This is a genomic window from Streptomyces sp. AC512_CC834 (assembly GCF_019049325.1).
Taxonomy (GTDB): Bacteria; Actinomycetota; Actinomycetes; order Streptomycetales; family Streptomycetaceae; genus Streptomyces.
Genome location: NZ_JAGMUO010000029.1, coordinates 106,153 through 132,472 on the forward strand (window position 1 = coordinate 106,153; position 26,320 = coordinate 132,472).

General features: G+C 72.7%; 26 protein-coding genes. 16 read left to right on the forward strand and 10 right to left on the reverse strand.

Going from position 1 to position 26,320, the window contains the following annotated elements; genetic code table 11:
- Positions 1-14: 14 nt before the first annotated feature.
- From KUM40_RS11600 to KUM40_RS11625, 6 genes are all read right to left on the reverse strand, one after another.
- The gene (locus KUM40_RS11600) at positions 15-1,430 is read right to left on the reverse strand and encodes an SLC13 family permease (protein WP_217165709.1); all 1,416 of its coding nucleotides are present in this window, start codon (positions 1,428-1,430) and stop codon (positions 15-17) included.
- 90 nt (positions 1,431-1,520) lie between these two features.
- Complete coding sequence (locus KUM40_RS11605) at positions 1,521-2,186, reverse strand: response regulator transcription factor (protein WP_217165710.1); 666 nt, start codon at positions 2,184-2,186, stop codon at positions 1,521-1,523.
- Positions 2,187-2,206: 20 nt separating this feature from the next.
- Positions 2,207-3,697: an ATP-binding protein gene (locus tag KUM40_RS11610; RefSeq protein ID WP_374227366.1), complete on the reverse strand. Its 1,491-nt coding sequence runs from the start codon at positions 3,695-3,697 to the stop codon at positions 2,207-2,209.
- Positions 3,618-3,932: a small secreted hydrophilic protein gene (locus KUM40_RS11615; RefSeq protein WP_217165711.1), complete on the reverse strand. Its 315-nt coding sequence runs from the start codon at positions 3,930-3,932 to the stop codon at positions 3,618-3,620. Before KUM40_RS11615 ends, KUM40_RS11610 begins: the two co-directional genes overlap by 80 nt.
- A 92-nt stretch (positions 3,933-4,024) precedes the next feature.
- Complete coding sequence (locus KUM40_RS11620) at positions 4,025-4,306, reverse strand: Lrp/AsnC family transcriptional regulator (protein ID WP_217165712.1); 282 nt, start codon at positions 4,304-4,306, stop codon at positions 4,025-4,027.
- On the reverse strand, positions 4,303-5,091 hold the full coding sequence (locus KUM40_RS11625; RefSeq protein WP_217165713.1) for a rhomboid family intramembrane serine protease: 789 nt from the start codon (positions 5,089-5,091) through the stop codon (positions 4,303-4,305). The genes KUM40_RS11620 and KUM40_RS11625 overlap by 4 nt, the downstream gene beginning before the upstream one ends.
- A 157-nt stretch (positions 5,092-5,248) precedes the next feature.
- On the opposite strand from KUM40_RS11625, the gene KUM40_RS11630 reads away from it, so the two are divergent.
- The 5 genes from KUM40_RS11630 to KUM40_RS11650 all read left to right on the forward strand — a co-directional run bounded on the left by KUM40_RS11630 (position 5,249) and on the right by KUM40_RS11650 (position 10,740).
- Positions 5,249-5,488 (forward strand): hypothetical protein, encoded by a 240-nt coding sequence (locus KUM40_RS11630; RefSeq protein ID WP_217165714.1) that lies wholly within the window; start codon positions 5,249-5,251, stop codon positions 5,486-5,488.
- A gap of 61 nt (positions 5,489-5,549) precedes the next feature.
- Positions 5,550-6,893, forward strand: a complete 1,344-nt coding sequence (locus tag KUM40_RS11635; protein ID WP_217165715.1) for an NYN domain-containing protein — start codon at positions 5,550-5,552, stop codon at positions 6,891-6,893.
- A gap of 212 nt (positions 6,894-7,105) precedes the next feature.
- The gene (locus tag KUM40_RS11640) at positions 7,106-8,146 is read left to right on the forward strand and encodes a C40 family peptidase (RefSeq protein WP_217165772.1); all 1,041 of its coding nucleotides are present in this window, start codon (positions 7,106-7,108) and stop codon (positions 8,144-8,146) included.
- Positions 8,147-8,453: 307 nt separating this feature from the next.
- Entirely contained in the window at positions 8,454-9,470 is a 1,017-nt protein-coding gene (locus KUM40_RS11645) for a C40 family peptidase (protein ID WP_217165716.1), read from the forward strand.
- Between the two features lie 67 nt (positions 9,471-9,537).
- A complete protein-coding gene (locus tag KUM40_RS11650; RefSeq protein ID WP_217165717.1) occupies positions 9,538-10,740 on the forward strand; it encodes a hypothetical protein in 1,203 nt (400 codons plus the stop codon).
- Here KUM40_RS11650 and KUM40_RS11655 read toward each other — a convergent pair.
- The gene (locus KUM40_RS11655) at positions 10,697-11,986 is read right to left on the reverse strand and encodes a glycosyltransferase family 87 protein (protein WP_308401121.1); all 1,290 of its coding nucleotides are present in this window, start codon (positions 11,984-11,986) and stop codon (positions 10,697-10,699) included. The genes KUM40_RS11650 and KUM40_RS11655 overlap by 44 nt on opposite strands.
- Before the next feature lie 122 nt (positions 11,987-12,108).
- Between KUM40_RS11655 and KUM40_RS11660 the strand changes: the two genes are divergently transcribed.
- Complete coding sequence (locus KUM40_RS11660; protein WP_217165719.1) at positions 12,109-13,251, forward strand: glycosyltransferase family 4 protein; 1,143 nt, start codon at positions 12,109-12,111, stop codon at positions 13,249-13,251.
- Between the two features lie 147 nt (positions 13,252-13,398).
- Here KUM40_RS11660 and KUM40_RS11665 read toward each other — a convergent pair whose 3' ends face one another.
- The gene (locus KUM40_RS11665; RefSeq protein WP_217165720.1) at positions 13,399-15,195 is read right to left on the reverse strand and encodes a long-chain fatty acid--CoA ligase; all 1,797 of its coding nucleotides are present in this window, start codon (positions 15,193-15,195) and stop codon (positions 13,399-13,401) included.
- A 310-nt stretch (positions 15,196-15,505) separates the two neighbouring features.
- Here KUM40_RS11665 and KUM40_RS11670 point away from each other — a divergent pair, with 310 nt between their 5' ends.
- The 6 genes from KUM40_RS11670 to KUM40_RS11695 all read left to right on the forward strand — a co-directional run bounded on the left by KUM40_RS11670 (position 15,506) and on the right by KUM40_RS11695 (position 20,757).
- Positions 15,506-16,303, forward strand: a complete 798-nt coding sequence (locus KUM40_RS11670) for a metallophosphoesterase (RefSeq protein WP_217165721.1) — start codon at positions 15,506-15,508, stop codon at positions 16,301-16,303.
- 137 nt (positions 16,304-16,440) lie between these two features.
- Positions 16,441-16,884, forward strand: a complete 444-nt coding sequence (locus KUM40_RS11675; protein WP_217165722.1) for an SRPBCC family protein — start codon at positions 16,441-16,443, stop codon at positions 16,882-16,884.
- Positions 16,885-17,054: 170 nt separating this feature from the next.
- A complete protein-coding gene (locus tag KUM40_RS11680) occupies positions 17,055-18,227 on the forward strand; it encodes an ArsA family ATPase (protein ID WP_217165723.1) in 1,173 nt (390 codons plus the stop codon).
- A 64-nt stretch (positions 18,228-18,291) separates the two neighbouring features.
- Positions 18,292-18,837 carry a DUF5304 domain-containing protein gene (locus KUM40_RS11685; RefSeq protein ID WP_217165724.1) on the forward strand — a complete coding sequence of 182 codons (546 nt, stop codon included), beginning with the start codon at positions 18,292-18,294 and terminating at the stop codon, positions 18,835-18,837.
- Between the two features lie 54 nt (positions 18,838-18,891).
- Positions 18,892-19,845: an ROK family glucokinase gene (locus KUM40_RS11690; protein WP_217165725.1), complete on the forward strand. Its 954-nt coding sequence runs from the start codon at positions 18,892-18,894 to the stop codon at positions 19,843-19,845.
- Between the two features lie 147 nt (positions 19,846-19,992).
- Positions 19,993-20,757, forward strand: coding sequence for an endonuclease/exonuclease/phosphatase family protein (locus KUM40_RS11695; protein WP_217165726.1), 765 nt, complete (start codon positions 19,993-19,995; stop codon positions 20,755-20,757).
- Between the two features lie 17 nt (positions 20,758-20,774).
- On the opposite strand, the gene KUM40_RS11700 is transcribed toward KUM40_RS11695, so the two are convergent.
- Both KUM40_RS11700 and KUM40_RS11705 read right to left on the reverse strand, forming a co-directional pair.
- On the reverse strand, positions 20,775-21,446 hold the full coding sequence (locus tag KUM40_RS11700; RefSeq protein WP_217165727.1) for a hypothetical protein: 672 nt from the start codon (positions 21,444-21,446) through the stop codon (positions 20,775-20,777).
- Entirely contained in the window at positions 21,439-22,242 is an 804-nt protein-coding gene (locus KUM40_RS11705; protein ID WP_217165728.1) for a carboxylesterase, read from the reverse strand. The genes KUM40_RS11700 and KUM40_RS11705 overlap by 8 nt, the downstream gene beginning before the upstream one ends.
- A 197-nt stretch (positions 22,243-22,439) precedes the next feature.
- Between KUM40_RS11705 and KUM40_RS11710 the strand changes: the two genes are divergently transcribed.
- From KUM40_RS11710 to KUM40_RS11725, 4 genes are all read left to right on the forward strand, one after another.
- Positions 22,440-23,216, forward strand: coding sequence for a 1-acyl-sn-glycerol-3-phosphate acyltransferase (locus KUM40_RS11710; protein ID WP_217165729.1), 777 nt, complete (start codon positions 22,440-22,442; stop codon positions 23,214-23,216).
- A gap of 61 nt (positions 23,217-23,277) precedes the next feature.
- Positions 23,278-24,519: a MacS family sensor histidine kinase gene (gene macS, locus KUM40_RS11715; RefSeq protein WP_217165730.1), complete on the forward strand. Its 1,242-nt coding sequence runs from the start codon at positions 23,278-23,280 to the stop codon at positions 24,517-24,519.
- A gap of 5 nt (positions 24,520-24,524) precedes the next feature.
- The gene (locus tag KUM40_RS11720; protein WP_217165731.1) at positions 24,525-25,202 is read left to right on the forward strand and encodes a response regulator transcription factor; all 678 of its coding nucleotides are present in this window, start codon (positions 24,525-24,527) and stop codon (positions 25,200-25,202) included.
- A gap of 58 nt (positions 25,203-25,260) precedes the next feature.
- The gene (locus KUM40_RS11725) at positions 25,261-26,289 is read left to right on the forward strand and encodes a 6-phosphofructokinase (protein ID WP_217165732.1); all 1,029 of its coding nucleotides are present in this window, start codon (positions 25,261-25,263) and stop codon (positions 26,287-26,289) included.
- Positions 26,290-26,320 lie beyond the last annotated feature (31 nt).

Below are 26,320 nucleotides of genomic sequence, written 5' to 3' on the forward strand. Positions count from 1 at the left end.
CATGGACGACTCCTTCAGCGGGTCACGGGGACGCCGAGCAGCGGCCAGACGGCGGCGGCGAAGAACAGCACGAGTACGGCGGTCAGCGGTGCCAGGACGGCGGACAGCCGCAGCAGGTCGCGCGGGGTGTAGGTGGGCGTGCCGGGGATGTCGGAGAAGAGCGTGACCGGCTTGGCGGAGGCCGGGAGCGTGTGGCAGAAGCCGGCGGCCGCCGTGGACGCGAGCGCGGCGGCGACCGGGTTGACCCCGGCGCCCACGGCCGCGGCGACGACCAGGGGCACCAGGACCGAGGAGCGGGCCGAGCGGGACTGGAGGACCAGGTGGGCCGCCGTACTGACGGCGATCACGACGCCGAGGAAGACGGCCGGCGCGACGTGCGCGGGCAGCCCCGACACCAGCCACTTCGCCGCACCGGAGTCGGCGAGCGCCACGCCCATCGCCATGGTCGCCGCCATGAACAGCAGCAGCGACCAGGGCACGGTCCTCAGCGCGTCCTTGAGCCGTACGGTGCCGAGCGCGGGGGAGGAGGCGACGACCGCGCCGATCAGCGCCACCACCGCCGGCGAGACGTGGTGCAGGGGCTCGCTGCACCACAGGGTCACCACCGTGGCCAGCAGCAGGGCGCAGCGCTTCTCGGCCTGGGTCCAGGGGCCGGTGACCGGGCTGTCGCTGTGCCGCTGTATCTCCTCGGCGGTGATGCGGACGGGGCCCTCGCGGTCCGCCCGCCGGGTGGTCGTCAGCAGGACGCTCTCGGCGGCCAGGTGGGAGGAGGCGACGGCGAGCGGCAGGCCGAGCAGCAGCCACTGGGTGAAGCCGATCCGGTCTCCGGTCGCCTCCCACAGCACCGACACGGTGATCAGATGCGCGCCCGCGCCGATCAGGGTCGCCACCGCGGACAGAAGGATCACGGTCGGGAACAGCAGCGCCAGCATCACGACCAGTCGCTTCCGGTCGGCCAGGGCCTTGGCGAGGGCGAGGAACACCGGCAGCGCGAGCGCGGCCCGCCCCGAGGTGGCAGGCACCGCGAACGCGGTGACGACCAGGGCCGCCGTCGTCAGGTGCGTCAACTGCCGTACGCTGCGCGCCCCGCCCACCAGGAACGCCGCCGCCCGTCCCGCGAGCCCCGTCCGTGCCACCGCGGCCGCGAGCACGAACGCGCAGATCAGCAGCCAGACGGTGGCGTCACCGAGGGTGCCGAACAGTGTGTCGCTGCTGATCACACCGGTCGCGGTCAGCGCTAGCCCGGCACCCAGCGCGATGTACGTGTCGTCGATCGGCGTACCGATCCAGGCGCAGGTGGCCAGCGCGAACACGGCGAGGGTCAGACGTGCGTCGCCGCCCAGGGCGGGGAAGTTGGCGGGGACCGCCAGCAGCGCGCACAGGGACAGCGCCACGCACAGGGCCGCCGCGAGGCGGAGGTTCAACGTCACGCCATCGAGCGTTCACGGGGGCGGTGAGCCCCCAATGAGCGCCACATGAAGGAAACTTCACCGGACCAGGACCCTCACCAGGCCGGGACCTCACCAGGCCGGCAGCCGGTACCCCATGCCGCGTACGGTCTCCACCTGCTGCGCCCCGAGCTTCTTGCGCAGTGCCCGCACGTACACGTCCACGATGTTGGAGCCCGGGTCGAAGTCGTACCCCCACACGTGGGAGAGGATCTGCTCGCGGGACAGCACCTGTCCCGGGTGGCGCAGGAACAGCTCGAGGAGCACGAACTCACGGGCCGTCAGGTCCACGGTCCGGCCCTGCGCACGGGCCCGGCGGGTGCGCAGGTCCAGGGTGAGCGCCCCCGACTTCAGCACCGTCACCTCCGGCGCCCTGGCGGCCGTACGCAGCCGCAGCCGTACCCGGGCGAGCAGTTCCTCGAAGCGGAACGGCTTGGTCATCCAGTCGTCGGCGCCGCCCTCCAGGCCGGCCACCGTGTCCCGCACCGAGTCCCGGGCCGTCAGCACGAGCACCGGGGTCGTCACCCGGGACTCGCGCAGCTCGCGCAGGACCGTGAACCCGTCCCGGCCGGGCAGCCCGATGTCCAGGACGACCAGGTCGAACCGGCCGGTGAGGGCGTACTCGTAGGCGGCGTCGCCGTCGGCGACCACGGTGGTGGTGAAGCCGTTGGCGCGCAGGCCCTTCTCGACGAAGGAGGCGATGCGCTCCTCGTCCTCGACGATGAGGATGCGGTTCATGGACGTGCCTCTTCCGGAAATCAGTCCAGCGTGAGTACGAAGGTGGCGCCGCCGCCCTCGGTGGTGCGCAGCTCGGCCCGGCCGCCGTGGCCCTCGGCGATCGCCCTGACGATCGAGAGACCGAGCCCGGCGCCGGACCCGCGCACCCCGCGCCGGGCCGTGCCGCGCCGGAACCGCTCGAAGATCACCTCGGCGTCCCGCGCCTGGACCCCCGGTCCCGAGTCGGCGACGTACAGCTCGATGCGGGCGCCGTCGGAGCGGGAGCCCATGCGGATCGTCTGGCCGGTGGTGGTGTGCTGCACGGCGTTCTGCGCGAGCTGCACCATGGCCTGCGTGATGCGCTGGGGGTCCAGTCGGGCCTCGCGGTCGGCGACCTCGGCCAGCACCCACTCCCGGTCGCCGAGGGTGCGGGCGTTGACGTAGACGTCGGCGGTGAGTTCGGCGAGCTGCACCGGCTCGGGGGTGACGAAGTCGGGGCGTTCGGACTTGGCGAGCAGCAGCAGGTCCTCGACTATGCGGCTCATCCGGTCCAGTTCGTCGGTGACGAGGCGGACGGTCTCCTCGCGCTCGGCCGGATCGTCGCCCATCAGTTCCAGGTGGCCGCGCACGATGGTGATCGGGGTGCGCAGCTCGTGGCCCGCGTCGTCGACGAACCGGCGCTGGGTGGCGAAGGCGCGCTCCAGGCGGTCCAGCATGGCGTTGAACGTCTCGGCGAGGGCCGCCACGTCGTCGTGGCCGTGCACCGGGATGCGCCGGGTCAGGTCCTGCTCGGTGAGCTGCGCGGCCGTGGTGCGCACCAGCCGCACCGGCTTGAGGATCCGGCCCGCGACCACCCAGGCGATGCCCGTCGTCATCAGCAGGGCGACACCGGAGATGGCGAGCAGGACACGGAACACCTCGTCCGCGCGCGCCTGTTCGCGGCCCGGGTGGAAGGCGACCACGAACGCGGCCGCCGGTTCGCCGCCGTAACGGGCCACGGTGACCTTGGCCCAGCGGATCTCGCCCTCGGGACGGTCCAGGGTGCCGGTGGAGTGGGGCGAGGCGTAGATGCGGCGCCGGGCGTCGGCGTCCTGGTGCAGGGGGCGGCCGACCGGGATCTCGCGCTGCTGGATGATCTGGGTGGGCCTGCTGCCGGCCTCGCCCACCAGACCGATCAGCTCCTCGTCCAGGTCGGCGTACTGCCGCTCCAGGAAGACCCGCAGCAGCCGCCCGGGGTCGGTGAAGGGGCGGCCGGTCTCCGGGTCGAAGCCCTGTTCCTCGAAGTTGGCGAACTCGCCGGCCTCCTGCGCGAGCAGGCCGTTGATCCGCTGGTCGGTGTCGCGCAGCAGGATCGAGCGGGTCGTCGCCGCCACCGAGGCGAGCGCGACCGCCATCACGAGCAGCAGCCACAGCAGGATGCGGACCCGGGCCGAGATCCGGCGGCGCTCCGGGTCAGCCGTCGTCGCCCGCTCCGTCGTCGGTGGCGGCGTCGTCCCCGGCGTCCCCGGTGTCCCGGCCCCGGTCGTCGTCATCGTCGTCATCCGAAGGGCCGTCGGTGACCGGCGGCCGCGTCACCACCTGGTCGCTGGGCGTCGGCTCGGGCGAGGAGGAGGCCGGCTTCGGGGTGGGGGAGCCGCTCTCCAGCTCCACCTTGGCCGGGACCCTGGGCTCCTGCGGAGTGTCGGTCAGGGCGAAACTGGTCGCGGCGATGCCGAGCGGGATCAGGACGACGGCCGCGAGGGCCGCCATCCGGCGAGAGAAGACCATGTCCCGGATTCTGCGTGGAGTGTCCGGTGGTGGTGATGAGTCCCGCATGAAGAACTCTTCATCCGCTCATCCGCCGCGCGCGGCGCACGGGCTCAGTTGTCGAGCCCGATGGCGAACGCGGCCTCCAGGTCGTGCTGCGAGTAGGTCCGGAACGACACGTGGGTGTCCGTGCCCCGCACGCCCGGGATCTTGCTGATCCGGCCGGGGATGACCTCCGCGAGGTCCTCGTGCTGATGCACCCGCACCATGGCGATCAGGTCGTAGGTGCCGGTGACGGAGAAGACCTCGGTGACGCTCTCCAGCGCGGCGATCTGCTCCGCGATCTCGGGAATGCGGTCCACGCTGGTCTTGATGAGGACGATCGCGCTGATCACGGCTGGTTCTCTCCCTCGGGCGCCGCCAGTGGAACGCCCTTCACTCTAGCCGTACGCCCGAACCGCACCCAGGCGAAGGCGAAGCCCAGTCCGAAGCCCACCAGGTGCGCGAGGTACGCCACCCCCGGTCCGTCACCGGCCCGCCCCGCCGCCATCCACTGGAGGGCCGCCCAGAACGGCAGCACGAGCCAGGCGGGGAAGCGCAGCGGCAGGAAGAAGAGGAAGGGCAGGAGGCTGGTCACCCGGGCGTGCGGGAAGAGGAAGAGGAACGCGCCGAGGATCGCGGAGATCGCCCCCGAGGCGCCGACCAGGGACTGCGAGGAGTGGGCGTTGGCGCCCGCGTAGCCGAGCAGGGCCAGGTAGCCGCAGCCGAGGTAGAACAGGGCGAACTGGAGCCGGCCCATCCGTTCCTCGGTCATCGCGCCGAAGACGTAGAGGAAGAGCATGTTGCCCAGCAGGTGCACCCAGCTTCCGTGGACGAACAGCGCCGTGGCGGGGGTGAGGGCGGACCCGGGGGAGCCCTCGAACAGTTCTGCGGGGATCACGCCCCAGCGGCGGAAGTAGGCGCGCTGCGCGGCCAGCAGTTCGTCCCCCGTGCCGTACACCGGATTCAGGCCCGCCGCCGGGCTGACCAGGAACAGCAGGCAGCACAGCGTGATCAGCGCGTACGTCACCGGCGCCGTCCGGCCCCGGGAGGCGCGGGCCGGGCCGCGCGTTCTGAGCGCTCCGACCGCTCCGGCCGTTCTGGCCGCTCTGCGGGCCGCCCTGCTCCAGTTGCGGATCATGGACACAGAGCATGACGCAGCGGGACGCAACCGCCTATACCGCCTCGCCGCCATGGACACGCGGGCGTCGGGTACCCGCCAGGCCGTAGGGTTACGTGCCACACGCGTCGGGGGAGCCCGGCGCGTCACCGACACTGGAAGAGAGTGAACAGCCACGATGACGGTTCCCCTGCCGACCGACACGACGCGGTGGCGCTGCACCCTCTGCGGCAACCTCACCCGCTTCGACGTGACCCGGGCCTCGAAGGTCGTCGAGTACGTGCACCTCGACCTGGCCGGTGAGCCGAAGGTCGAGGAGCGAGAGGTGCTCAGTGAGACCATCGACTCGGTTCGGTGCCGCTGGTGCAACGCCGTGGACCAGGTGGAACTCGTGGACAGGCCGGGTGCCGCCTCCTGAGCGGAGCGGCCCCCACAAGGCGATTCCGGCCCGGGATCGCCCTGAGACATAGGGGTGACGGATGGTGGAGACACACGGCGGGGGGCCGGACGACGGCGCCGCTGAGGTGCTCGACCGCCCGCTGCCCGACGGCGTGCGCCGCCGGGTCGTGCAGATCGTGTCCGACGGCTTCGGCTCACTCACCCTGGGCGAGCTGCCCGCACAACTGAGACAGTACGCCCGGTTCGCCCCCAACCGCAGAGCCAAGTTCGCCGGCAACGCCATGGCCGCCGCCGTGGAGACCGACCCGCTCTTCCGCCAGCGCATCGGCGACAAGCTCCGTGACGCCCAGCCGGAGCTGGCCGGCGCCCTGGACGCCGGTTCCGCACCCCCCGCGGCCGACCCCCTCGACGTGGCGGCCGCCGCCTACGTACTGCGGCCGCACGGCTGGGTGAAGCTGGTGACCGCCGCCGGCGAGGAGGCGCAGCGCGCGGACGCCGAACGCGCCGACGAGGAGAGCCGCGCCGAGATGGAGCGGCTGCACGAGGCGCTGGCCCGGGCCCGGGAGCACACCAGGACCGAGACCGAGCGGCTGCGCGCCGAGCTGGAGTCGACGAAGCGGGAGACCGAGTCGCTGCACCGCAAGCTGCGCTCCGCCCTCAGCGACGTCAAGCGCGGCGAGGCGGCGCTGCGCAAGATCCGGGCCGAGATGGACACCGTCCGCGCCGAGGGGCAGACCCAGGTGTCCGCCGCCGAGAGCGAGTCCCGGCGGCTCAAGACCCGCCTCGGGGAGGCGGAGGCCGCCCTGGAGGCCACCCGCAAGGCCGCCCGCGAGGGACGCAGCGTCGAGGACATGCGCGTACGGCTGCTCCTGGACACCCTGCTGGACGCCACCCAGGGGCTGCGCCGCGAACTGGCGCTGCCCCCGGTGTCCGTGCGGCCCGCCGAGACCGTGGACGCCGTCGAGCCCGGCCGGATGACGCCGAAGGACATCGCCGCCCGCGCCCTGTCCGAGAACGACCCGGCCATCCTCGACCAGTTGCTGGCGCTGCCGCAGGCGCACCTGGTCGTCGACGGCTACAACGTCACCAAGACCGGCTATCCGCAGATGCCGCTGGAGAAGCAGCGGCTGCGGCTGCTCGGCCAGCTCTCCCAGCTCGCCGCGCAGACCGGCGCCGAGATGACCTGCGTCTTCGACGGTGCCGAACTCGTGGCACCCGTGCTGCTCGCGCCGCCGCGCGGAGTGCGGGTGCTGTTCTCCAAGCCCGGCGTCACCGCCGACGAGCTGATCCGCCAACTGGTGCGGGCCGAGCCGCCGGGCCGGCCGGTCATCGTCGTCTCCACCGACCGCGAGGTGGCCGACGGCGTGGCGCGCGCCGGCGCACGCCCGGTGGCGTCCGTGGTGCTCCTCAAGCGGCTTTCCTAGTCAACCGCAACGTAGGTGCCCTATGCCTGAATTGACGGAACTGTCACGCAACGTAGTGTCAGGCGAACGTCACTGCAGGTGAGTTGTGGCAAAGAATGCGGTGCGTAACCAGGATTTTTCGGCGGAGGATTTGAACTGATCACGAGTGGGTCACTAGGGTCATCGCTCGAACCCTCGAACGGGTGATCCCTCTCAAGAAGGAGCTCGTCTCCGTGGCGTCCCACCGTCGTCCCAAGCAGCCGAGCCGCACGCGCGTGACCGTGCTCACCACCGCTGCCGCCGCCGCTGTCGCTCTCAGCTCGCAGGCCGCCAACGCCGCGCCGAGCGAGAAGCCGAGCAAGGACGAGGTCAAGGCCAAGGTCGACAAGCTCTACGAGGAGGCCGAGCAGGCCACCGAGAAGTACAACGGCGCCAAGGAGAAGCAGGACAAGCTCCAGAAGGAGATCTCCACCCTCCAGGACAACGTCGCCCGTGGCCAGGAGGAGCTCAACGACCTGCGCGACGGCCTCGGTTCGATGGCCAGCGCCCAGTACCGCTCCGGCGGCATCGACCCCTCCCTCCAGCTCTTCCTGTCCGCCGACCCGGACAACTACCTGGACAAGGCCTCCACCCTCGACCAGCTCAGCGGCCAGCAGGTCGAGGCGTTGAAGAAGATCCAGGAGAAGCAGCGCGACCTCGCCCAGCAGCGCTCCGAGGCCTCCGAGAAGCTCAAGGACCTCTCCGCCACCCGCACCGAACTGGGCAAGAAGAAGAAGCAGGTCCAGGGCAAGCTCTCGTCCGCGCAGAAGCTGCTCAACACGCTCACCGAGAAGGAGAAGGCCGCCCTCGCCGCCGAGGAGCAGCGCGCCAACCGCAGCAGCGAGCGCGAGGTCCTCTCCGGCGCCGGGACGCCCGCCTCCGGCCGGGCCGCCGCGGCCTTCGCCGCCGCCCAGAGCAAGATAGGCACGCCCTACGTCTACGGCGCCACCGGCCCGTCCTCCTTCGACTGCTCGGGCCTGACCTCCTGGGCCTACGCCCAGGCCGGCGTCGGCATCCCGCGCACCTCGCAGGCGCAGACCGGCGCGGGCACCCGCATCTCCTCGATGGGCGACCTCCAGGTCGGCGACCTCGTCTTCTTCTTCAGCGACCTGCACCACGTCGGCCTCTACGCCGGCAACGGCCAGGTCCTGCACGCGCCGCGCACCGGCACGAACGTCCGCTACGAGTCGATGAGCACCATCGGCGGTCCGTTCATGTTCGGCGTACGGGTCTGATCACGTTCGGCTTACTGGTCTGATCACGTTCGGCGTACGGGTCTGACCCGAAGCCCCCGCCACCGGAAGCTCCGCACCACCCGAAGCCCCCCGCCACCCGAAGCTCCGCACCACCCGAAGTCGCCCTCGCCGTGCCGCCCGTTCGGGCGAATCACGGTGCGGCCTTCTGACCCCCGCCCCGCCGGTGACCTGCGTCAGCGGCGGGGCGTCGCGTCGCGCGCCCCCCGAGGTCGTTGGCCGGTACCCCGCCGCGGGGTTACTGTCTGCCGCGTTTCCCCGTCCGCCAGCGGAAGGAGTGCGGCTTCCCGTGGGGTCCCATCGCCGCCTTGCACCATCCGGGTTCGACCGTGGCTCCACCGCCGCCGTCGGCCTGCTTTCCGTCGCCGCCGCAGTCCTGGGCGCCGTACCGGCCACGGCCGCCCCGCACGACGACCGGCGGGCGGAGGTGGACCGGCTCCACACGGAGGCCGAGCAGGCGACCGAGGCCTACAACAAGGCCGACGCGCGCACCGACACGCTGCGCGAGGAGGTCACCACCGCCCAGGACTCGATCGCCCGGCAGCAGGAGCACGTCAACACCATGCGGGACGCGCTCGGTTCGCTGGCCGGCGCCCAGTACCGCTCCGGCGGCGTCGACCCGTCGCTGGCGCTGCTGCTCTCCGCCGACCCGGACGACTACCTCGACCGGGCCCTGGTGCTCGACCGGATCACCACCCGCCAGGCGGGCGAGCTGAAAGAACTCCAGCAGGCCGTGCGCGACCTCAGCCAGGACCGTGCCGAGGCCGCCCGCAAGCTCACCGAGCTGGAGAAGGGCCGCAAGGCCGTCGCCGACCACAAGAAGACCGTGGAGCGGAAACTCGCCAAGGCCCGAAAGCTGCTCGCCGCCCTCCCGGACGACGAACGCGCCGCCCACGCCCGCGGATCCCGTTCCGGCCGCGACGACCTCACCGCCCTCCCCGGCGCCGGGGCCTCCGCCTCCGGCCGTGCGGGGGCCGCCTTCGCCGCCGCCCGCTCCGCCCTCGGCAAGCCGTACGTCTGGGGCGCCAACGGCCCCTCCGGCTTCGACTGCTCGGGCCTGACGCAGTGGGCGTACGCGCAGGCCGGGGTCGGTCTGCCGCGCACCTCGCAGGCGCAGTCCGGCGCCGGGCAGCGGGTGTCCCTGGCCGAGGCGCGGCCCGGCGACCTGGTCGCCTACCGGGACGACGCCAGTCACATCGGCATGTACGCGGGCAACGGCCAGGTCATCCACGCGCCCTACCCCGGCGCGCCGGTGCGCTACGACCCGGTCGGCATGATGCCGGTCTCCTCGGTCACCCGGGTGTGATCCCCGCGGCCCTCGAGACCACCTCGCCCGCTGCCGTCCGCCCTCCCGCGCCCGTACGATCGGGAAGGTGGCTGGTCGAAGGCGGGTGTCGGGTTCCTCGGTGGTGGCGCTGTGCCTGCTGCTCGTCGCGCTCGTGGCCTGCGGGGGCCGGACCGGCGCCGACCCCGTCCGGGCCGAGGTGCAGCGGGTGCTGGACCGGCGCGCGGCGGCCGTCCTCGACCACGACCGGGCCGCCTACGCGGACACGGGCGGCACCGGAGCCGGAGCCGCCTTCGACAACCTGGGCGCGCTGCCGCTCGCAGCCTGGTCGTACCGGGTGCGGGACGTGGAGCGCACCGGCGACACCGCCACCGCCGACGTCGAGCTGCGCTACCGCGTCGAGGGCTACGACCGGGGCCCCGTCAGCACCGGCCGCACCGTGCGGCTGAGCCGGGACGGCACGGCCGGGACGTGGGCCGTGACCTCCGACCGCCCCGCCAAGGAGTCCGGCCAGCAGCCCTGGGACCAGGGCGCGGTCCGGGTGGTCCGGGGCACGCACAGCCTCGTCCTCGGCGTCGGGCAGTCCACCGAGGCCCTGCGCCGCTTCGCCGACCTGGCCGACCGGGCGGTGCCCGCCGTCTCGGACGCCTGGGACGGAGACTGGGCCCGCCGGGTGGTGGTGCTCGTCCCCCATTCGCTGGAGGGCATGGCGGGCCTGCTCGGCTCCCCCGCCTCGTCCTACCGGGGCATCGCCGCGGTCACCACCGGGGAGACCGGCGGCCGGGAGCACGCCCCGGCGGACCGGGTCATCGTCAACCCCGACGCCTACGGGCTGCTCGGCGACCTCGGCAAGCAGGTCGTGCTCACCCACGAGACCACCCACGTCGCCACCCGCGCCGACACCACCTCCGCCACCCCGCTGTGGCTCTCCGAGGGCTACGCCGACTGGGTCGGCTACCGCGGCAGCGGACGCACCGCCGCCCAGGCCGCCCCCGAACTGGCCGCGGAGGTCGCCGAGGGCCGGGTGCCCGCGCGGCTGCCCACGGACGACGACTTCGGCTTCACCGCCGACGCCGACGCGCTGGCCCGCGCCTACGAGGGCGGCTGGCTGGCCTGCCGGATGATCGCCGAGCAGTGGGGCGAGGACCGGCTGGACGCGTTCTACCGTGCCGTGGGCACCCACGACGAGCGCGCCGGCGCCCTCGAGGACGCGATGAACGAGGTGCTCGGGATGACACCGGAGGACTTCACGGCGCGCTGGCGGGACTATCTGCGGGCGCGGTTCGCCTGAGCCGCCCGGGCCGTCCGAACTGCCCGGGCCGCTCGGACGCCCCGCGCGACACCGTGCCGCGCCACAGGGCGCGGGCCGCGAGAAGGGCGGCCGCCACCAGCAGACCGTTGCGCACGAACAGGAGCGTGATGCCGAGCGGGTCACTGGCGACGACGTTCGCGAAGAACAGCGGGAACTCCAGCACCGTCACCAGGGCCGCCGCCAGCACCAGGGCGACCGGCACCCGCATCCGGCTCGCCCGGAAGCACCGGCAGACCGCCGCGAGCCCGATCAGCCACACCATGTACTGCGGGCTGATCACCCGGCTCGTCACCGTGAACATCAGCACCGCCACGAAGGCCGCGTCCGCCGCCGTGTGCGCCGCGAACCCGGGGGCCGCCGACCGCGAGGACGCCGACCGCGAGGCCCTCAGCCGCCACAGCAGCAGCCAGCCGAACGCCACCGCGCTCAGCCCCAGCGAGACCGTGCCCACCGTGCCCACGTACGGGCCCAGGAACTCCATCGAGCCGTAGTTCAGCAGCACCCCGCCCTCCCACCCGAAGTGCCGGGCGAGGTGGAAGACCAGCGAGCCCAGCGACTCCACCTCGACACCCCGCTCGCGCTGGAACGTCAGGAACGCCCACGCCCCCGGCATCGTCACGGCGAAGACCACCGCGAGACCGGCACCGCCGAGCACGGCGGCGGCCCACGGCGCCCGCCCCCGCATCCCGAGAAGCAGCAGCGCCGGCCATACCTTCAGCAGCGCCCCGAGGGCCACCAGGGCCCCCGCCACCCGCGGATGCCGGCCGGCGGCGAGCAGCGCGGCCACCGCGACGGCGGTGACCATCACGTCGTAGCGGGCGTACACCGTCGGACCGAGCAGCGGTACGCCCGCCACCCACACCCACGCACCACGCGGCGAGCGCCCCGCACCCCGGCCCGCGTGCCACAGCAGCGCGAGCACGGCGGCGTCCGTGGCACAGGCGAGGACGAAGAAGGCCGTCGCGTACTCCAGGAAGGGCAGCAGGGCGGGGGAGAGGACCGCGAAGGCCGCCGCCGGCGGGTACTGCCAGGTGACGTCGTCCAGCGGAAACGTTCCGGTGCGCAGGACGTCGTACCAGTCCCGGTAGATGACGGACACGTCGCTCGTGACGTCCGGACCGGGGAAGACCAGCACCTTCAGCACGAACAGCAGCAGCACGAGACGCGTGACGCCCCAGGCCGTCAGCAGCCACACCGGTGACCGCCCCGCGTCCCTCGTCTCCACGTGCTCCCTGCCCGTCCACGCCTGCCCTGCTGATGCGGCCATGATGACCCGGACACCTGTGGACCTGCCACAGGACGCGGCCGGGCCCGGGGCCGTACGGCGGGTTCGGTAGGGTCGGCGGCGTGCGCAAGACCTTGATCGTGACGAACGACTTCCCGCCCCGCCCGGGCGGCATCCAGGCCTTCCTGCACAACATGGCGCTGCGCCTGGACCCCGAGCACCTCGTCGTCTACGCCTCCACCTGGAAGCGCGGCCGCGAGGGCACCGAGGCCACCGCCGCCTTCGACGCCGAGCAGCCCTTCACCGTCGTACGGGACCGCACGACGATGCTCCTGCCGACACCGGGCGCGACCCGCCGGGCGGCCGGGCTGCTGCGCGAGCACGGCTGCACCTCGGTGTGGTTCGGCGCGGCGGCCCCCCTCGGCCTGATGGCACCGGCGCTGCGCAGGGCGGGCGCCGAGCGCCTCGTCGCCACCACCCACGGCCACGAGGCGGGCTGGGCCCAGTTGCCCGCCGCCCGGCAACTGCTGCGCCGGATCGGGGAGTCGACGGACACGATCACCTACCTCGGCGAGTACACGCGCACCCGGATCGCCGGCGCGCTGACGCCCGAGGCCGCCACCCGGATGCGGCAACTGCCGCCCGGCGTCGACGAGAAGACCTTCCACCCGGACAGCGGCGGCGACCAGGTGCGGGCCCGCCTGGGCCTGACCGACCGGCCGGTCGTGGTGTGCGTCTCGCGGCTGGTGCCCCGCAAGGGCCAGGACACCCTGATCCGGGCGCTGCCACGCATCCTCGCCGCCGAGCCGGACGCCGTCCTGCTGATCGTCGGCGGCGGCCCCTACGAGAGGGACCTGCGCCGCCTGGCGGTCGAGACGGGAGTGGCCGCCTCCGTCCGCTTCACCGGCGCCGTCCCCTGGTCCGAGCTGCCCGCGCACTACGGCGCCGGGGACGTCTTCGCCATGCCCTGCCGCACCCGCCGGGGCGGCCTCGACGTGGAGGGCCTCGGCATCGTCTACCTCGAAGCCTCCGCGACCGGCCTCCCCGTCGTCGCCGGCGACTCCGGCGGCGCCCCCGACGCGGTGCTCGACGGCGAGACGGGCTGGGTGGTGCGCGGCGACTCGTACGAAGAGACGGCGGACCGGATCGTCACGCTCCTCGGCGACCCGGAACTGCGCCACAGGATGGGCGAGCGAGGCCGCAGATGGGTCGAGGAGAAGTGGCGCTGGGACCTACTGGCAGAACACCTGAAGGCCCTGCTGTAACGCAGGGAGCCTTGGAGGCGAGCGGCAAGCTGGACTCACTCAGGGGCGCGGGGCTGTGACATTGTGCGACTCCGCCGCGTGGGCGCGAACAACCACGACGAACCCGCACCCGCCCACGGCGAACGGGAGGCACCCCGGTAGGCGCCCCTACTTGGCGTAAATCGCCTCAATCTCGCCCGCATAATCCTTGGCGACAACACCCCGCTTCAGCTTCAACGACGGAGTCAAATGCCCCGAATCCTCCGTGAACTGAGCCCCCAGCACCCGAAACTTCCGCACCGACTCCGCCTTGGAAACCGCCGAGTTCCCGTCATCGATCGCCGACTGAATCGCGGCCAGCAGATCCGCGTCGTCCCGCAGCGACCCCGCCGTCGACCCCTCCGGCTTGCCGTGATCAACGCACCACCGCCCGAGGAACTCCTCGTCGATCGTGACCAGCGCGCCCACGAAGGGCCGCCCGTCGCCGACCACCATGCACTCCGCGACCAGCGCGTGCGCGCGGATGCGGTCCTCGATCACGGCCGGGGCGACGTTCTTGCCGCCGGCCGTGACGATGATCTCCTTCTTGCGGCCGGTGATCCGCAGATAGCCGTCCTCGTCGAGGGTGCCGATGTCGCCGGTGTGGAGCCAGCCGTCGGCCAGCGCCTGGGCGGTGGCGTCCGGGTTGTTCCAGTACTCCTTGAAAAGGTGCTCGCCGTGCAGCAGCACCTCCCCGTCGTCCGCGATGCGCACCACGGAGCCGGGCAGCGGCTGGCCGACCGTGCCGATCTTCTGCCGGTCCCAGGGGTTGAAGGCGGTGGCCGCGCAGGACTCGGTCAGGCCGTAACCCTCCAGGACGGTGAAGCCGATGCCCCGGAAGAAGTGGCCGAGCCGCTCGCCGAGGGGGGCGCCGCCGGAGATGGCGTACTCGCCGCGTCCGCCGAGGACCGTGCGGAGCTTGCTGTAGACGAGCTTGTCGAAGACCTTGTGCTTGATCTTCAGGCCGACGGACGGACCCGACGGGGTGTCCAGGGCCTTGCTGTACTCGATGGCCGTGTCGGCGGCCTTGTCGAAGATCTTTCCCTTGCCGTCGGCCTGCGCCTTGGCGCGCGCCGAGTTGTACACCTTCTCGAAGACGCGCGGCACGCCGAGGATCAGCGTGGGCCGGAACGCGGCCAGCTCGTCGGTGAGGTTCTTGATGTCGGGGACGTTGCCCAGCTTGATCGGCGCGATCATCGGCGCGACCTGGACCAGCCGGCCGAAGACGTGCGCGAGCGGGAGGAAGAGGAGCACGGAGCACTCGCCCGTGCGGAAGAGGGGACGCAGCCGCTCGACGACGTTGCCGCACTCGGCGAAGAAGCTGCGGTGGGTGAGGACACAGCCCTTGGGCCGGCCGGTGGTGCCGGAGGTGTACACGATGGTCGCGGGGTCGTCGGCCTTCGCGATCGAGCCGCGCTCCTCGACGCTCCGGTCCGTGACGTCCTGGCCCAGGCGCCCCAGCTCCTCCACGGCCCCCGCGTCGATCTGCCAGACGTGCTTGAGGGCGGGCAGCCGCTCGCGCACGGACTCGACGGCGGCGGCGTGCGCGTCCGACTCCACGACGCACGCCGTGGCCCCCGAGTCGCTGAGGATCCACTCCACCTGCTCGGGCGAACTGGTCTCGTACACCGGCACGGTGATCGCGCCCGCGCTCCAGATGGCGAAGTCCAGCAGGGTCCACTCGTAGCGCGTGCGGGACATCAGGCCGACCCGGTCGCCCGGCTGGACGCCGGAGGCGATGAGGCCCTTGGCGGCGGAGAGCACCTCGGCGAGGAAGGCGCGCGCGGTCACGTCCTGCCACACGCCGCCCACCTTGCGGGCGATGACGGCGACGTCGGGATGCTGCGCGGCGTTTCTGCGGACGATGTCGGTCAGGTTCCCGTCCGCTGGGACCTCGTACAAGGCCGGAAGGCTGAACTCGCGCAAGACTGCTGCTCCTCACAGGGCGCCGGCGCCACGACGTTGTGCGATGCGACGGTGCGGTCCAAGGGTCGGGCAAGTGCTCGGGAGAACTGATGCGGGATTCACATGTTGAAATCCCGAGCACGACTGGACTGCCCGGACGCTACCCGCCGGTATGCCTTCTCCGACAGGGGGTCCCCGCGAGATGTTCGCTGCGTCACACGGTTGGGGTTTCCTTTGCGCACAGTAGTCGACGGATCAACCGACCAGCCAGTAACCGCAGGTCCGACCGCCACTGTTCACAAGAGGCGCGCGCTGTTTACGCTTGATCGCCATGGCACCCACACCGCCCCGCAACACGAGCACGCGCGTCCATGTCGTCAGCGACGTCCACGGCAACGCCCGCGACCTGGCCAGGGCCGGCGAGGGCGCCGACGCTCTGGTCTGCCTCGGGGACCTGGTCCTCTTCCTCGACTACGCCGACCACTCGCGCGGCATCTTCCCCGACCTGTTCGGCGTCGCGAACGCCGACCGCATCGTCGAGCTGCGCACCGCCCGCCGCTTCGCCGAGGCACGGGAACTCGGGACCCGGTTGTGGGCGGAGACCGGCGGCGAACCGCGGGAGCTGATCGAGCGGGCGGTGCGCAAGCAGTACGCCGAGATGTTCGCCGCGTTCCCCACCCCGACGTACGCCACCTACGGCAACGTCGACGTGCCGCCGCTGTGGCCCGAGTACGCGGGCCCCGGCACCACCGTGCTCGACGGGGAGCGGGTGGAGATCGGCGGCCGCGTCTTCGGCTTCGTCGGCGGCGGCCTGCGGACCCCGATGAGCACGCCGTACGAGATCAGCGACGAGGAGTACGCCGCGAAGATCGAGGCCGTCGGCGAGGTGGACGTACTGTGCACGCACATCCCGCCCCAGGTGCCGGAACTGGTCTACGACACAGTGGCGCGGCGCTTCGAGCGGGGCAGCAGGGCACTGCTGGACGCGATCCGCCGCACCCGGCCGCGGTACTCGCTCTTCGGGCACGTGCACCAGCCGCTGGCGCGGCGCATGCGCGTCGGGGCGACCGAGTGCGTGAACGTCGGCCACTTCGCGTCGACGGGACGGCCGTGGGTGCTGGAATGGTGAACATGCGCGGCGGACCTGCGCAGGTGGGTGGTGACGTTCGCCGGGCCCGTGCGCGATAGCCTTCACGCGGCACACACGTGCGCGCCATGGGCGCACGACGACCTCAGTAGCGGCCCGCATCCGGAGGAGCCACGGCGATGGCGGAACACACCAGCTCGAGCATCACCATCGAGGCGGCACCGGCCGACGTGATGTCGGTGATCGCCGACTTCGCCCGCTACCCGGACTGGACCGGCGAGGTGAAGGAGGCCGACGTCCTCGCGACCGACGCACAGGGCCGTGCCGAGCAGGTCCGACTCGTCATGGACGCCGGGGCGATCAAGGACGACCAGACGCTGGCCTACACCTGGACCGGCGAGCACGAGGTGTCCTGGACGCTGGTGAAGTCCCAGATGCTGCGCTCCCTCGACGGCACCTACCTGCTCCGCCAGGCGGGCACGGGCACGGAGGTCACCTACCGGCTCACGGTCGACGTCAAGATCCCGATGCTCGGCATGATCAAGCGCAAGGCGGAAAAGGTCATCACCGACCGAGCCTTGGCAGGCCTGAAAAAGCGAGTGGAGTCAACCCCACCCGCATAGCTCCGGGCAGTCGCCCGTCCTCCCGTAGCTGCGGGCAGTCGTGCCGCTGGGGCGGCACGGGTGGGCGCAGCGGCACCCGGCCAGCGCCGGCCCGCGACACCCACCCCCGGCCACCCCCTGACGCCGCGCACAAGCCCAACCGGCGGAGCCCCCGGGTACCGTTCACCCCCATGCGCACCATCCTGATCACCGGCCCCGGCGGCACCGGCCGTACCACCGTCGCCGCCGCCACCGCGCTCACCGCCGCCCGCCAGGGCACCCGCACCCTGCTCCTCGGCTCCGACCGCGACGACACCCTCGGCGCCGCGCTCGGGGTGCGCACCGGCCCGACGCCGACCCCCGTCGAACCCGGGCTCACCGCCTGGCGCCCCGACGCCGCCCAGGGGTTCCGGGACGGCCTCGCCGCCCTCCAGGACCGCGCCTCCTCCGCCCTCGACCTCCTCGGCGCCTCCCGCCTCGACCCCGGGGAACTCACCCCGCTGCCCGGCGCCGACGAACTCGCCCTGCTGCGGTCCCTGCGCGAGGCCGCCCTCGCCGAGGCGCACGACCTCCTCGTCGTCGACCTCCCGCCCGCGCCGCGCGCCCTCGCCCTGCTCGCCGCCCCCGAGGAACTGCGCCGCTGCCTGCGCCGCCTGCTCCCGCCCGAGCGGCAGGCCGCCCGCGCCCTGCGCCCCGTCCTCGGCCGGCTCGCGGGCGTCCCCATGCCCACCGGGGCGCTGTACGAGGCCGCCGCCCGCTGGGACCTGGAACTCGCCGCCGCCGAGGCCGTCGTCGCCGACCGGAACACCGTCGTACGGCTGGTCGCCGAACCCGGCCCGGCCGCGGCCGACGCCGTCCGAGCCACCACCCTCGGCCTCGCCCTGCGCGGTCTGCGCACCGACCTGCTGGTCGCCAACCGCGTGCTGCCCGAGGACACCCCGGCGGACAGTTGGCTCACCGGCCCCCTCGCCCAGCAGCGCAAGACACTGGAGGAGTGGCGGGGGACGTACGACGTACGCGCCGTCGCCCACCTCGGCCGGGACCCGCGCGGCACGGACGACCTCGCGGCCCTCGACGTGCCGGGCGTCAACGCGGACGCCTCCCCGGTCGAGTGGCCCGTCACCGACCGGCTGGCGAAGGACGGCGTCCTGGTGTGGCACATCCCGCTGCCCGGCGCCGTGCGCGAGGAACTCGACCTGGTCCGCCGCGGTGACGAACTGGTCGTCGCCGCCGGGCCGTTCCGCCGCATCGTCCCGTTGCCGTCCGCCCTGCGCCGCTGCACCGTCGAGGGCGCCGCGCTGCGGGAGGGCACCCTCGCCGTCCGGTTCGCGCCGGACCCGGGACTGTGGCCGAGAGGGCTCTGATCCCGACGGGGCCCGGGCCGGTTCGGGTAACGTCGTAAGGACGAACCGTAGTCAGGAGTCCGTCATGAGCGAAGAGCTCCCCCCGTCCGAGGCCCCCCGCCCCGACGAGGCCGACGCGGTCGAAGGACCCGACGAGCTGCGAGCGGCCGACGCCGACGCCTGGTCGACGGCGTGCGCCGAGGACCTGGAGGCGGAGAAGGCCCGCCGCCGTGCCGAGTACGGGCCGCCGCCCGGCTCCGCCGCCGAGGAACTGCGCCGGCTCTTCGACACCGTCACCGACAAGCTGTCCGGCCTCCAGTCCCCTCTGCTCGGCCAGGTCGCCGGACCGGCCGCCCAGCAGGTGGTCCGGCAGGTCGTCCAGCAGGCGAAGGCAGCCGTCGAACCGGTCATCGAGCGCAACCCTGATGTTTTCGACCACCTCGCGGCCGCCGGCGGTGAACTCCTCGCCGCCTACCGCTCCGCCGTCCAGGACCAGGAACGCCGCTGGACCACCGGGGACACCGCGGCCAAGGACCCGCGCGACCCCCGTGACCTGGACGAACGCGACGCCGACGGCCGCGACGAGGGCGACGAGGGCACCGGCCCGGGACAGCGCATCGACCTGGACTGAGCCCCGCCTCGGGTACGGTTGCCCTTAGCGGGGCTCGACCGAACTGAGGGATTCATGGGACTCACCATCGGCGTCGACATCGGCGGCACGAAGATCGCGGCCGGCGTGGTCGACGAGGAAGGCAACATCCTCTCGACCCACAAGGTGCCGACCCCCAGCACACCCGAGGCCATCGTGGACGCCATCGCCTCCGCGGTGGAGGGCGCGCGCGTGGGGCACGAGATCGTCGGAGTGGGCATCGGCGCCGCCGGATACGTCAACCGCCAGCGCTCCACGGTCTACTTCGCGCCCAACATCGACTGGCGCCAGGAGCCGCTCAAGGAGCAGGTCGAAGCCCGCGTCGGCCTCCCCGTCGTCGTGGAGAACGACGCCAACGCCGCGGCCTGGGGCGAGTACAAGTTCGGCGGCGGCAAGGGCCACCGCAACGTCATCTGCATCACCCTCGGCACCGGCCTCGGCGGCGGCATCATCATCGGCAACAAGCTGCGCCGCGGGCACTTCGGCGTGGCCGCCGAGTTCGGCCACATCCGCATGGTGCCCGACGGCCTGCTGTGCGGCTGCGGCTCGCAGGGCTGCTGGGAGCAGTACGCGTCGGGCCGGGCGCTGGTGAGGTACGCCAAGCAGCGCGCCAACGCCACCCCCGAGCGCGCCGAGGTGCTGCTCGCGCTCGGCGACGGCACCCCCGAGGGCATCGAGGGCAAGCACATCTCCGTGGCCGCCCGCCAGGGCTGCCCGGTCGCCGTCGACTCCTACCGGGAGCTGGCCCGCTGGGCCGGCGCCGGCCTCGCCGACCTGGCCTCGCTCTTCGACCCGTCCGCCTTCATCGTCGGCGGCGGCCTCTCCGACGAGGGCGACCTGGTCCTCGACCCGATCCGCAAGTCCTACAAGCGCTGGCTGGTCGGCGGCAACTGGCGCCCGGTCGCCGACGTCATCGCCGCCCAGCTCGGCAACAAGGCAGGCCTGGTCGGCGCGGCCGACCTGGCCCGGGAGCCCGACCCGATCATGTAAGAGATGCTCACCAAGGGGCGCGGGGCGGAGTCCATTTGGGGCTCTGCCCCGCGAGCGCGACAAGCCACAACGAACCGGCCAGTCGCCAACGTACCCCGCGCCCCGAGCTGTGCGGCGCCTGATCACGCGGTCCCGTAAATTGGCAGCATGGCAACATCCCTCCAGCCGCTCCCCAACTCCCGCACCGAACCCGACGGTTCCGCCGTCGTCCGCGTCCTGAGCTACAACATCCGCTCGATGCGCGACGACACCGACGCCCTCGCCCGCGTCATCACGGCCTGCGCCCCCGATCTCGTCCTCCTCCAGGAGGCCCCCCGCTTCTTCCGCTGGCGCAAGAAGCTCACCCGCCTGGCCCGCGCCGCGGACCTGGTGCTTCTCTCCGGCGGCGGCACCGCCGCGGGCCCCGCGCTGCTGTGCTCCCTGCGGGCCACCGTGGAGCGCACCGAGGACGTGCTGCTCCCGCTCACCCCCGGCCAGCACCGCCGGGGCATCGCCGGCGCCGTGCTCCGTATCGGCGGGGCCCGTCTCGGCGTACTCAGCACGCACCTGTCGCTGCGCCCGGACGAGCGCTACGAGCAGGCCGGGCTGCTCCTCGACCGGCTGGCCGCCCTGGGCGTGCAGCACGCCGTGGCGGGCGGCGACCTGAACGAGCGCCCCGGCGGCCGCACCTTCCGGCGGCTCGGCGACGGGCTGCGGGACTGCTGGACCGCCGCGCCCTGGGGCGGCGAGTACACCTTCCCCGCCACCGCCCCGGACCGGCGCATCGACGCGGTCTTCGTCACCGAGGGCGTCGAGGTGCTGGGCTGCGGGGTGCCGGCGGGACTGCCCGGGGTGGCCGAGGACGACCTGAGGGCGGCCACGGACCATCTCCCGGTCCTGACCGCCCTCCGCGTGCCCGCGGCGACCACCTGATCCGCCGGACAGGCGCCCTACACCACCGCGCCCCGCCCCGGATCGTCGTCGTCCTCGTCACCCGTGCGCATCCGCAGGACGAGGGTGGCGAAGCCGCCCAGGAAGCCGCCGATGCTCAGGGTCGTCAGCCACCAGGTCATGTCCCAGCCGAGCACCACCGCCAGCAGGAGCAGCACCGGGCCGCCGAGCACGCCGAGCCAGGCGAACTTCGAGGTGGGATCCGCGTCGGGCAGCGGCGGCGGCTCGGGCGGCACGAAGTGGCCCTCGTCGTCCCCGTCGAAGTCGTCCTCGGACGGCTCGGCGGGCGTGTGGTCGCGGGGACCGGGACCGGGACCGACACCGGGCGCGAACGCGACGGAGCTGCCCAGCGGCCGCGCCGAGGACGGCCGGTCCGCCGCGGGCTTGTCGTCGTTCACCTCGGGCTCCAGGAGCGCCAGGTCCTCGACCGACTTGAACGGCTTCGAGCCCGGCGGGTCCGGGGGCTCGTCCCCGTACCCGGCGACGATCGCGTCCCAGGCGGCGTCCTCGTCGAAGGGCACGTCCTGCTCCCCGGGGCCGCCGTCCGCGCGCTCCCGTCCCTCGCCGTGCTCCCGCTCCAGGTCCCGATCGAGGTCCCGATCCAGGTCCCGGTCGAGGTCACGCTCCTCGCGCTCCTCGCGGTCTTCGCGGTCGGAGTCGTGCTCAGCCACCTGCGGTCGTCCCTTCCTTGCCGAGACCGGGCTCCGGTTCCCCGACGGAACCGGGCGCGAGCCGGCCGATGAACGCGACGCTCTCCGCGAAGATCCGGTCCGCATCGTGGTCCAACGTCGCCACGTGGTAGCTCTGTTCCAGCAGGACCTCCGTCACGTCCGTCGACGACACCCGGCCGAGGATGCGCGCAGAGTCGGCCGGCGGCACCACATGGTCCTGCGGACTGCGCAGCAACAGCAGCGGCTGGGTCACCTGCGGCAGGTCGCCGTCGGTGAGACGGAAGAAGGCGCGCAGCGAGTGCGCCGAGTGCAGCGGCACCCTGTCGTACCCCAGCTCCCGGCCGAGCGGCTTGGCGATGTCGCTGGCGATGCCCTTCGTCGCCGGCACCAGGTGGCGCAGGACCGGAAGGGCGTGCTGGGCCACGCCGTGCATCCGGTTCGCCGGGTTGACGACCACGATGCCCGAGACGTCCTCCCCGTGCTTGGCGGCGAGCCGCAGCGCCAGCGCGCCGCCCATGGACAGGCCGGCCACGAAGACCCGCGCACAGCGCTCGCGCAGGGCGCGCAGCTCGCGGTCCACCTCCGCGTACCAGTCCTGCCAGCCGGTGATCTGCATGTCCTGCCAACGGGTGCCGTGCCCGGGCAGCAGCGGCAGCGCCACGGTCAGGTCACGCGCGGCGAGATACCGGGCCCAGGGGCCCAGCGACTGCGGGGAACCAGTGAAGCCGTGACAGAGGAGGACGCCGGTCTCCCCGCCCTCGTGGCGGAACGGCTCGGCTCCGGGCAGGACCGGCACGTCTCGGTCTCCTGTCGTCAGGGGGCCGGCACAGCCGGCACGTCGGGTGCGGTGCTCGTGGGTACTCGCGGTACTTGCTGCTACTTCACCGTACGCGACCGCACTGACACCGACCAGGGCCGTCGGGGCCATTGACGGCGCCCCGGGATAGGGTCTGACCCACAGACTCAGGAGGCACTCGGTTGTTGTACGGCGCGATGAAGGTCACCGTCGGGGGTTCGCTGAAGCTCGCCTTCCGGCCCTGGGTGGAGGGCCTGGAGCACATCCCGGCCGACGGCCCCGCCATTCTGGCGAGCAACCACCTGTCGTTCTCCGACTCGTTCTTCCTGCCCGCCGTCCTCGACCGCAAGGTCACCTTCATCGCCAAGGCCGAGTACTTCAACACCCCCGGGGTCAAGGGCAGGCTGACCGCCGCCTTCTTCAAGGGCGTCGGCCAGCTCCCGGTGGACCGCTCCGGCGCGCGCGGCGCGGGGGAGGCCGCCATCAGGAGCGCCACAGAGGTTCTCGAGCGCGGCGAGCTGTTCGGCATCTACCCCGAGGGCACGCGCTCCCCGGACGGCCGCCTCTACCGCGGCAAGCCGGGCGGCCTCGCGCGCGTGGCGCTCGCCACCGGCGCGCCCGTCATCCCGGTCGCCATGATCGACACCGAGAAGATCCAGCCGCCCGGGCAGGTGATGCCGAAACTGATGCGGCCCGGCATCCGCATCGGCAAGCCGCTGGACTTCGCCCGCTACCAGGGCATGGAGCACGACCGCTTCGTGCTCCGCGCGGTGACCGACGAGGTCATGTACGAGATCATGAAGCTCTCCGGCCAGGAGTACGTCGACATGTACGCGACCGCCATGAAGCGGCAGCTCGCGGAGGCGGCGAAGGCCGAGAAGGAGGCGGGCAAGGCGGCGAAGGCCGCCCTCGCCCAGGCCGAGAAGGAACAGGCAGAGAAGGAACAGGCAGAGATGGAACAGGCCGGGCCCTAGTCGGGACGCGGGACGCGGGACGCCGGTACGCCGGGGCCGGTACCCGGGGGGAGGGGGGAACATGGCCAGGCGCGAGCGGGTCATGAGGATGTCGGTCGAGCAGCCGCTGTGGCGCGCGCTCGCCGGCTACCGCGTGCTCACCATGCTGTACGCGATCGGCTTCTTCGCCACCGCCTACTCCGGCTTCGCCCGCCCCTGGCTCGCCGTCGCCTACTACGCCGTCCTCTTCGTCTGGACCCTGGCCACCCTCCCCAAGGTCACGAACGCCGCGAGCTGCACCAAGCGGTTCCTCGCCGCCGACCTCACCGTCGCGCTGACCGGCATCCTGCTCACGCCCTTCGCCGACGCGCACGAGCGCGTCATGGACGGCGGCCCGACCCTGCCGTCGATATGGACCGCCGGCTCCGTCCTGGCCTTCGCCGTCAAGGGCGGCTGGCGCTGGGCCGCCGTCGCCTCCACCCTCGTCGCCGTCGCCAACCTCGTCGAACGCGGCACCCCGGCCCGCGACACCGTCCACAACGTGATCCTCGTCTGGGTCGCCTCCATCGCCATCGGCTACGTCGTCGAGGTCGCCCGCGCCTCCGAGCGCACCCTCGCGCGCGCCCTGGAGATCGAGGCGGCGACCAGGGAACGGGAGCGGCTGGCCCGGGACATCCACGACAGCGTGCTCCAGGTGCTCGCGATGGTGCAGCGGCGCGGCGCCGTCATCGGCGGTGAGGCCGCCGAGCTGGGCCGGATGGCGGGCGAGCAGGAAGTGGCGCTGCGCACGCTGGTCTCCGGCGGTCTGGTGCCCGTCTCCCGCGTGTCGGAGGACGCCGCCGACGGCGCGGTCGTACGGGCGGTGGAGGAGTCGGAAGGGGAGGAAGCCGACGGTCCCGTCGATCTGCGCGCGCTGCTCGCCCCGTACGCCGCCTCTCTGGTGAACCTCGCCGAGCCGGGCGCCCCGGTGCTCCTGGCCCCGGTCGCCGCGCGGGAACTGGCGGCCGCCGTGGGGGCCGCCCTGGACAATGTGCGCAAGCACGTCGGTGAGCACGCGCGCGCGTGGATCCTGGTCGAGGACGAGCCGGACGAGGTGATCGTCACCGTCCGCGACGAGGGCCCCGGCATCCCGAAGGGGCGGCTCGCCGAGGCCGAGGGCGAGGGACGACTCGGCGTGGCCCTGTCGATCCGGGGCCGGCTGCGCGAACTCGGCGGCACGGCCGAGCTGATCTCGGTGCCCGGACAGGGCACGGAGGTCGAACTGAGGGCACCGAAACAACCGGCGGCGGCGCCGCGTGGGGGAAAGGCAGCGGACCATGAGTGAACGACATGAGTGAACGACAGGACCCGATCAGGGTCATGGTGGTCGACGACCACCCGATGTGGCGCGACGCCGTCGCCCGGGACCTGGCCGAGTCCGGCTTCGACGTGGTCGCCACCGCGAGCGACGGCGACCAGGCGGTGCGCCGCGCCCGCGCCGCCGCACCCCACGTCCTCGTGCTCGACCTCAACCTGCCCGGCAAGCCCGGCGTCCAGGTCTGCAAGGAGGTCGTCGGCGCCGACCCGAAGCTGCGCGTCCTCGTGCTCTCGGCCAGCGGGGAGCACGCCGACGTGCTGGAGGCCGTGAAGTCCGGCGCGACCGGATACCTGCTGAAGTCGGCCTCCACCGACGAACTGCGCGACGCGGTGCGCCGCACGGCCGTCGGCGACCCGGTCTTCACCCCGGGTCTGGCCGGACTGGTCCTCGGCGAGTACCGGCGCCTCGCCTCCGAACCCGCCCCGGCCGCGGGCACCGACGAACCCGGGGCACCCCGGCTCACCGACCGGGAGACCGAGGTGCTGCGCCTGGTCGCCAAGGGCCTGAGCTACAAGCAGATCGCCGAACGCCTCGTCATCTCCCACCGCACCGTGCAGAACCACGTCCAGAACACCCTGGGCAAGCTCCAACTGCACAACCGGGTGGAACTGGTGCGGTACGCGATAGAACGGGGTCTGGACGACGCCTGACCCCGCGCGGGACAGTGGCAGTGGCCTGAACCACCCACTGTGGCAAGGGGATTACGCGATGAAGGTCGGAGTACTGACCGGAGGCGGTGACTGCCCCGGGCTCAACGCCGTCATCCGGGCCGTCGTCCGCAAGGGCGTACAGGAGTACGGCTACGAGTTCACCGGCTTCCGGGACGGCTGGCGCGGCCCCCTGGAGGGCGACACCGTCCCGCTCGACATCCCGGCCGTCCGCGGCATCCTGCCCCGCGGCGGCACCATCCTCGGCTCCTCCCGCACCAATCCGCTCCAGCAGGAGCACGGCATCGGGCGCATCAAGGAGAACCTCGCGGCGCTCGACGTCGAGGCGCTCATCACCATAGGCGGCGAGGACACCCTCGGCGTCGCCACCCGGCTCGCCGACGAGTACGGCGTGCCCTGCGTCGGCGTTCCCAAGACAATCGACAACGACCTGTCCGCCACCGACTACACCTTCGGCTTCGACACCGCGGTCGGCATCGCCACCGAGGCCATCGACCGGCTGCACACCACCGCCGAGTCCCACATGCGCGTCCTGGTCGTCGAGGTCATGGGCCGGCACTCCGGCTGGATCGCCCTGCACTCCGGCCTGGCCGGCGGCGCCAACGTCATCCTCATCCCCGAGCAGCGCTTCGACGTCGAGCAGGTGTGCTCCTGGGTGACCTCCCGCTTCCGGGCGTCCTACGCCCCGATCGTGGTCGTCGCCGAGGGGGCGATGCCACGCGACGGCGACATGGTGCTCAAGGACGAGTCCCTGGACTCCTACGGGCACGTCCGGCTGTCCGGGGTCGGCGAATGGCTGGCCAAGCAGATCGAGAAACGCACCGGCAAGGAGGCCCGCACCACCGTCCTCGGCCACGTCCAGCGCGGCGGCACGCCCAGTGCCTTCGACCGCTGGCTCGCCACCCGCTTCGGACTGCACGCCATCGACTGCGTGCGCGACGGGGACTTCGGCAAGATGGTCGCCCTGCGCGGCACGGACATCGTCCGCGTCCCGATCGCCGACGCCACGGCCCGGCTGAAGACGGTCGACCCGGCGCTGTACGAGGAGGTCGGCGTCTTCTTCGGCTGACCGGCCGCCGACCGGCGACGGTGGGCCGAGG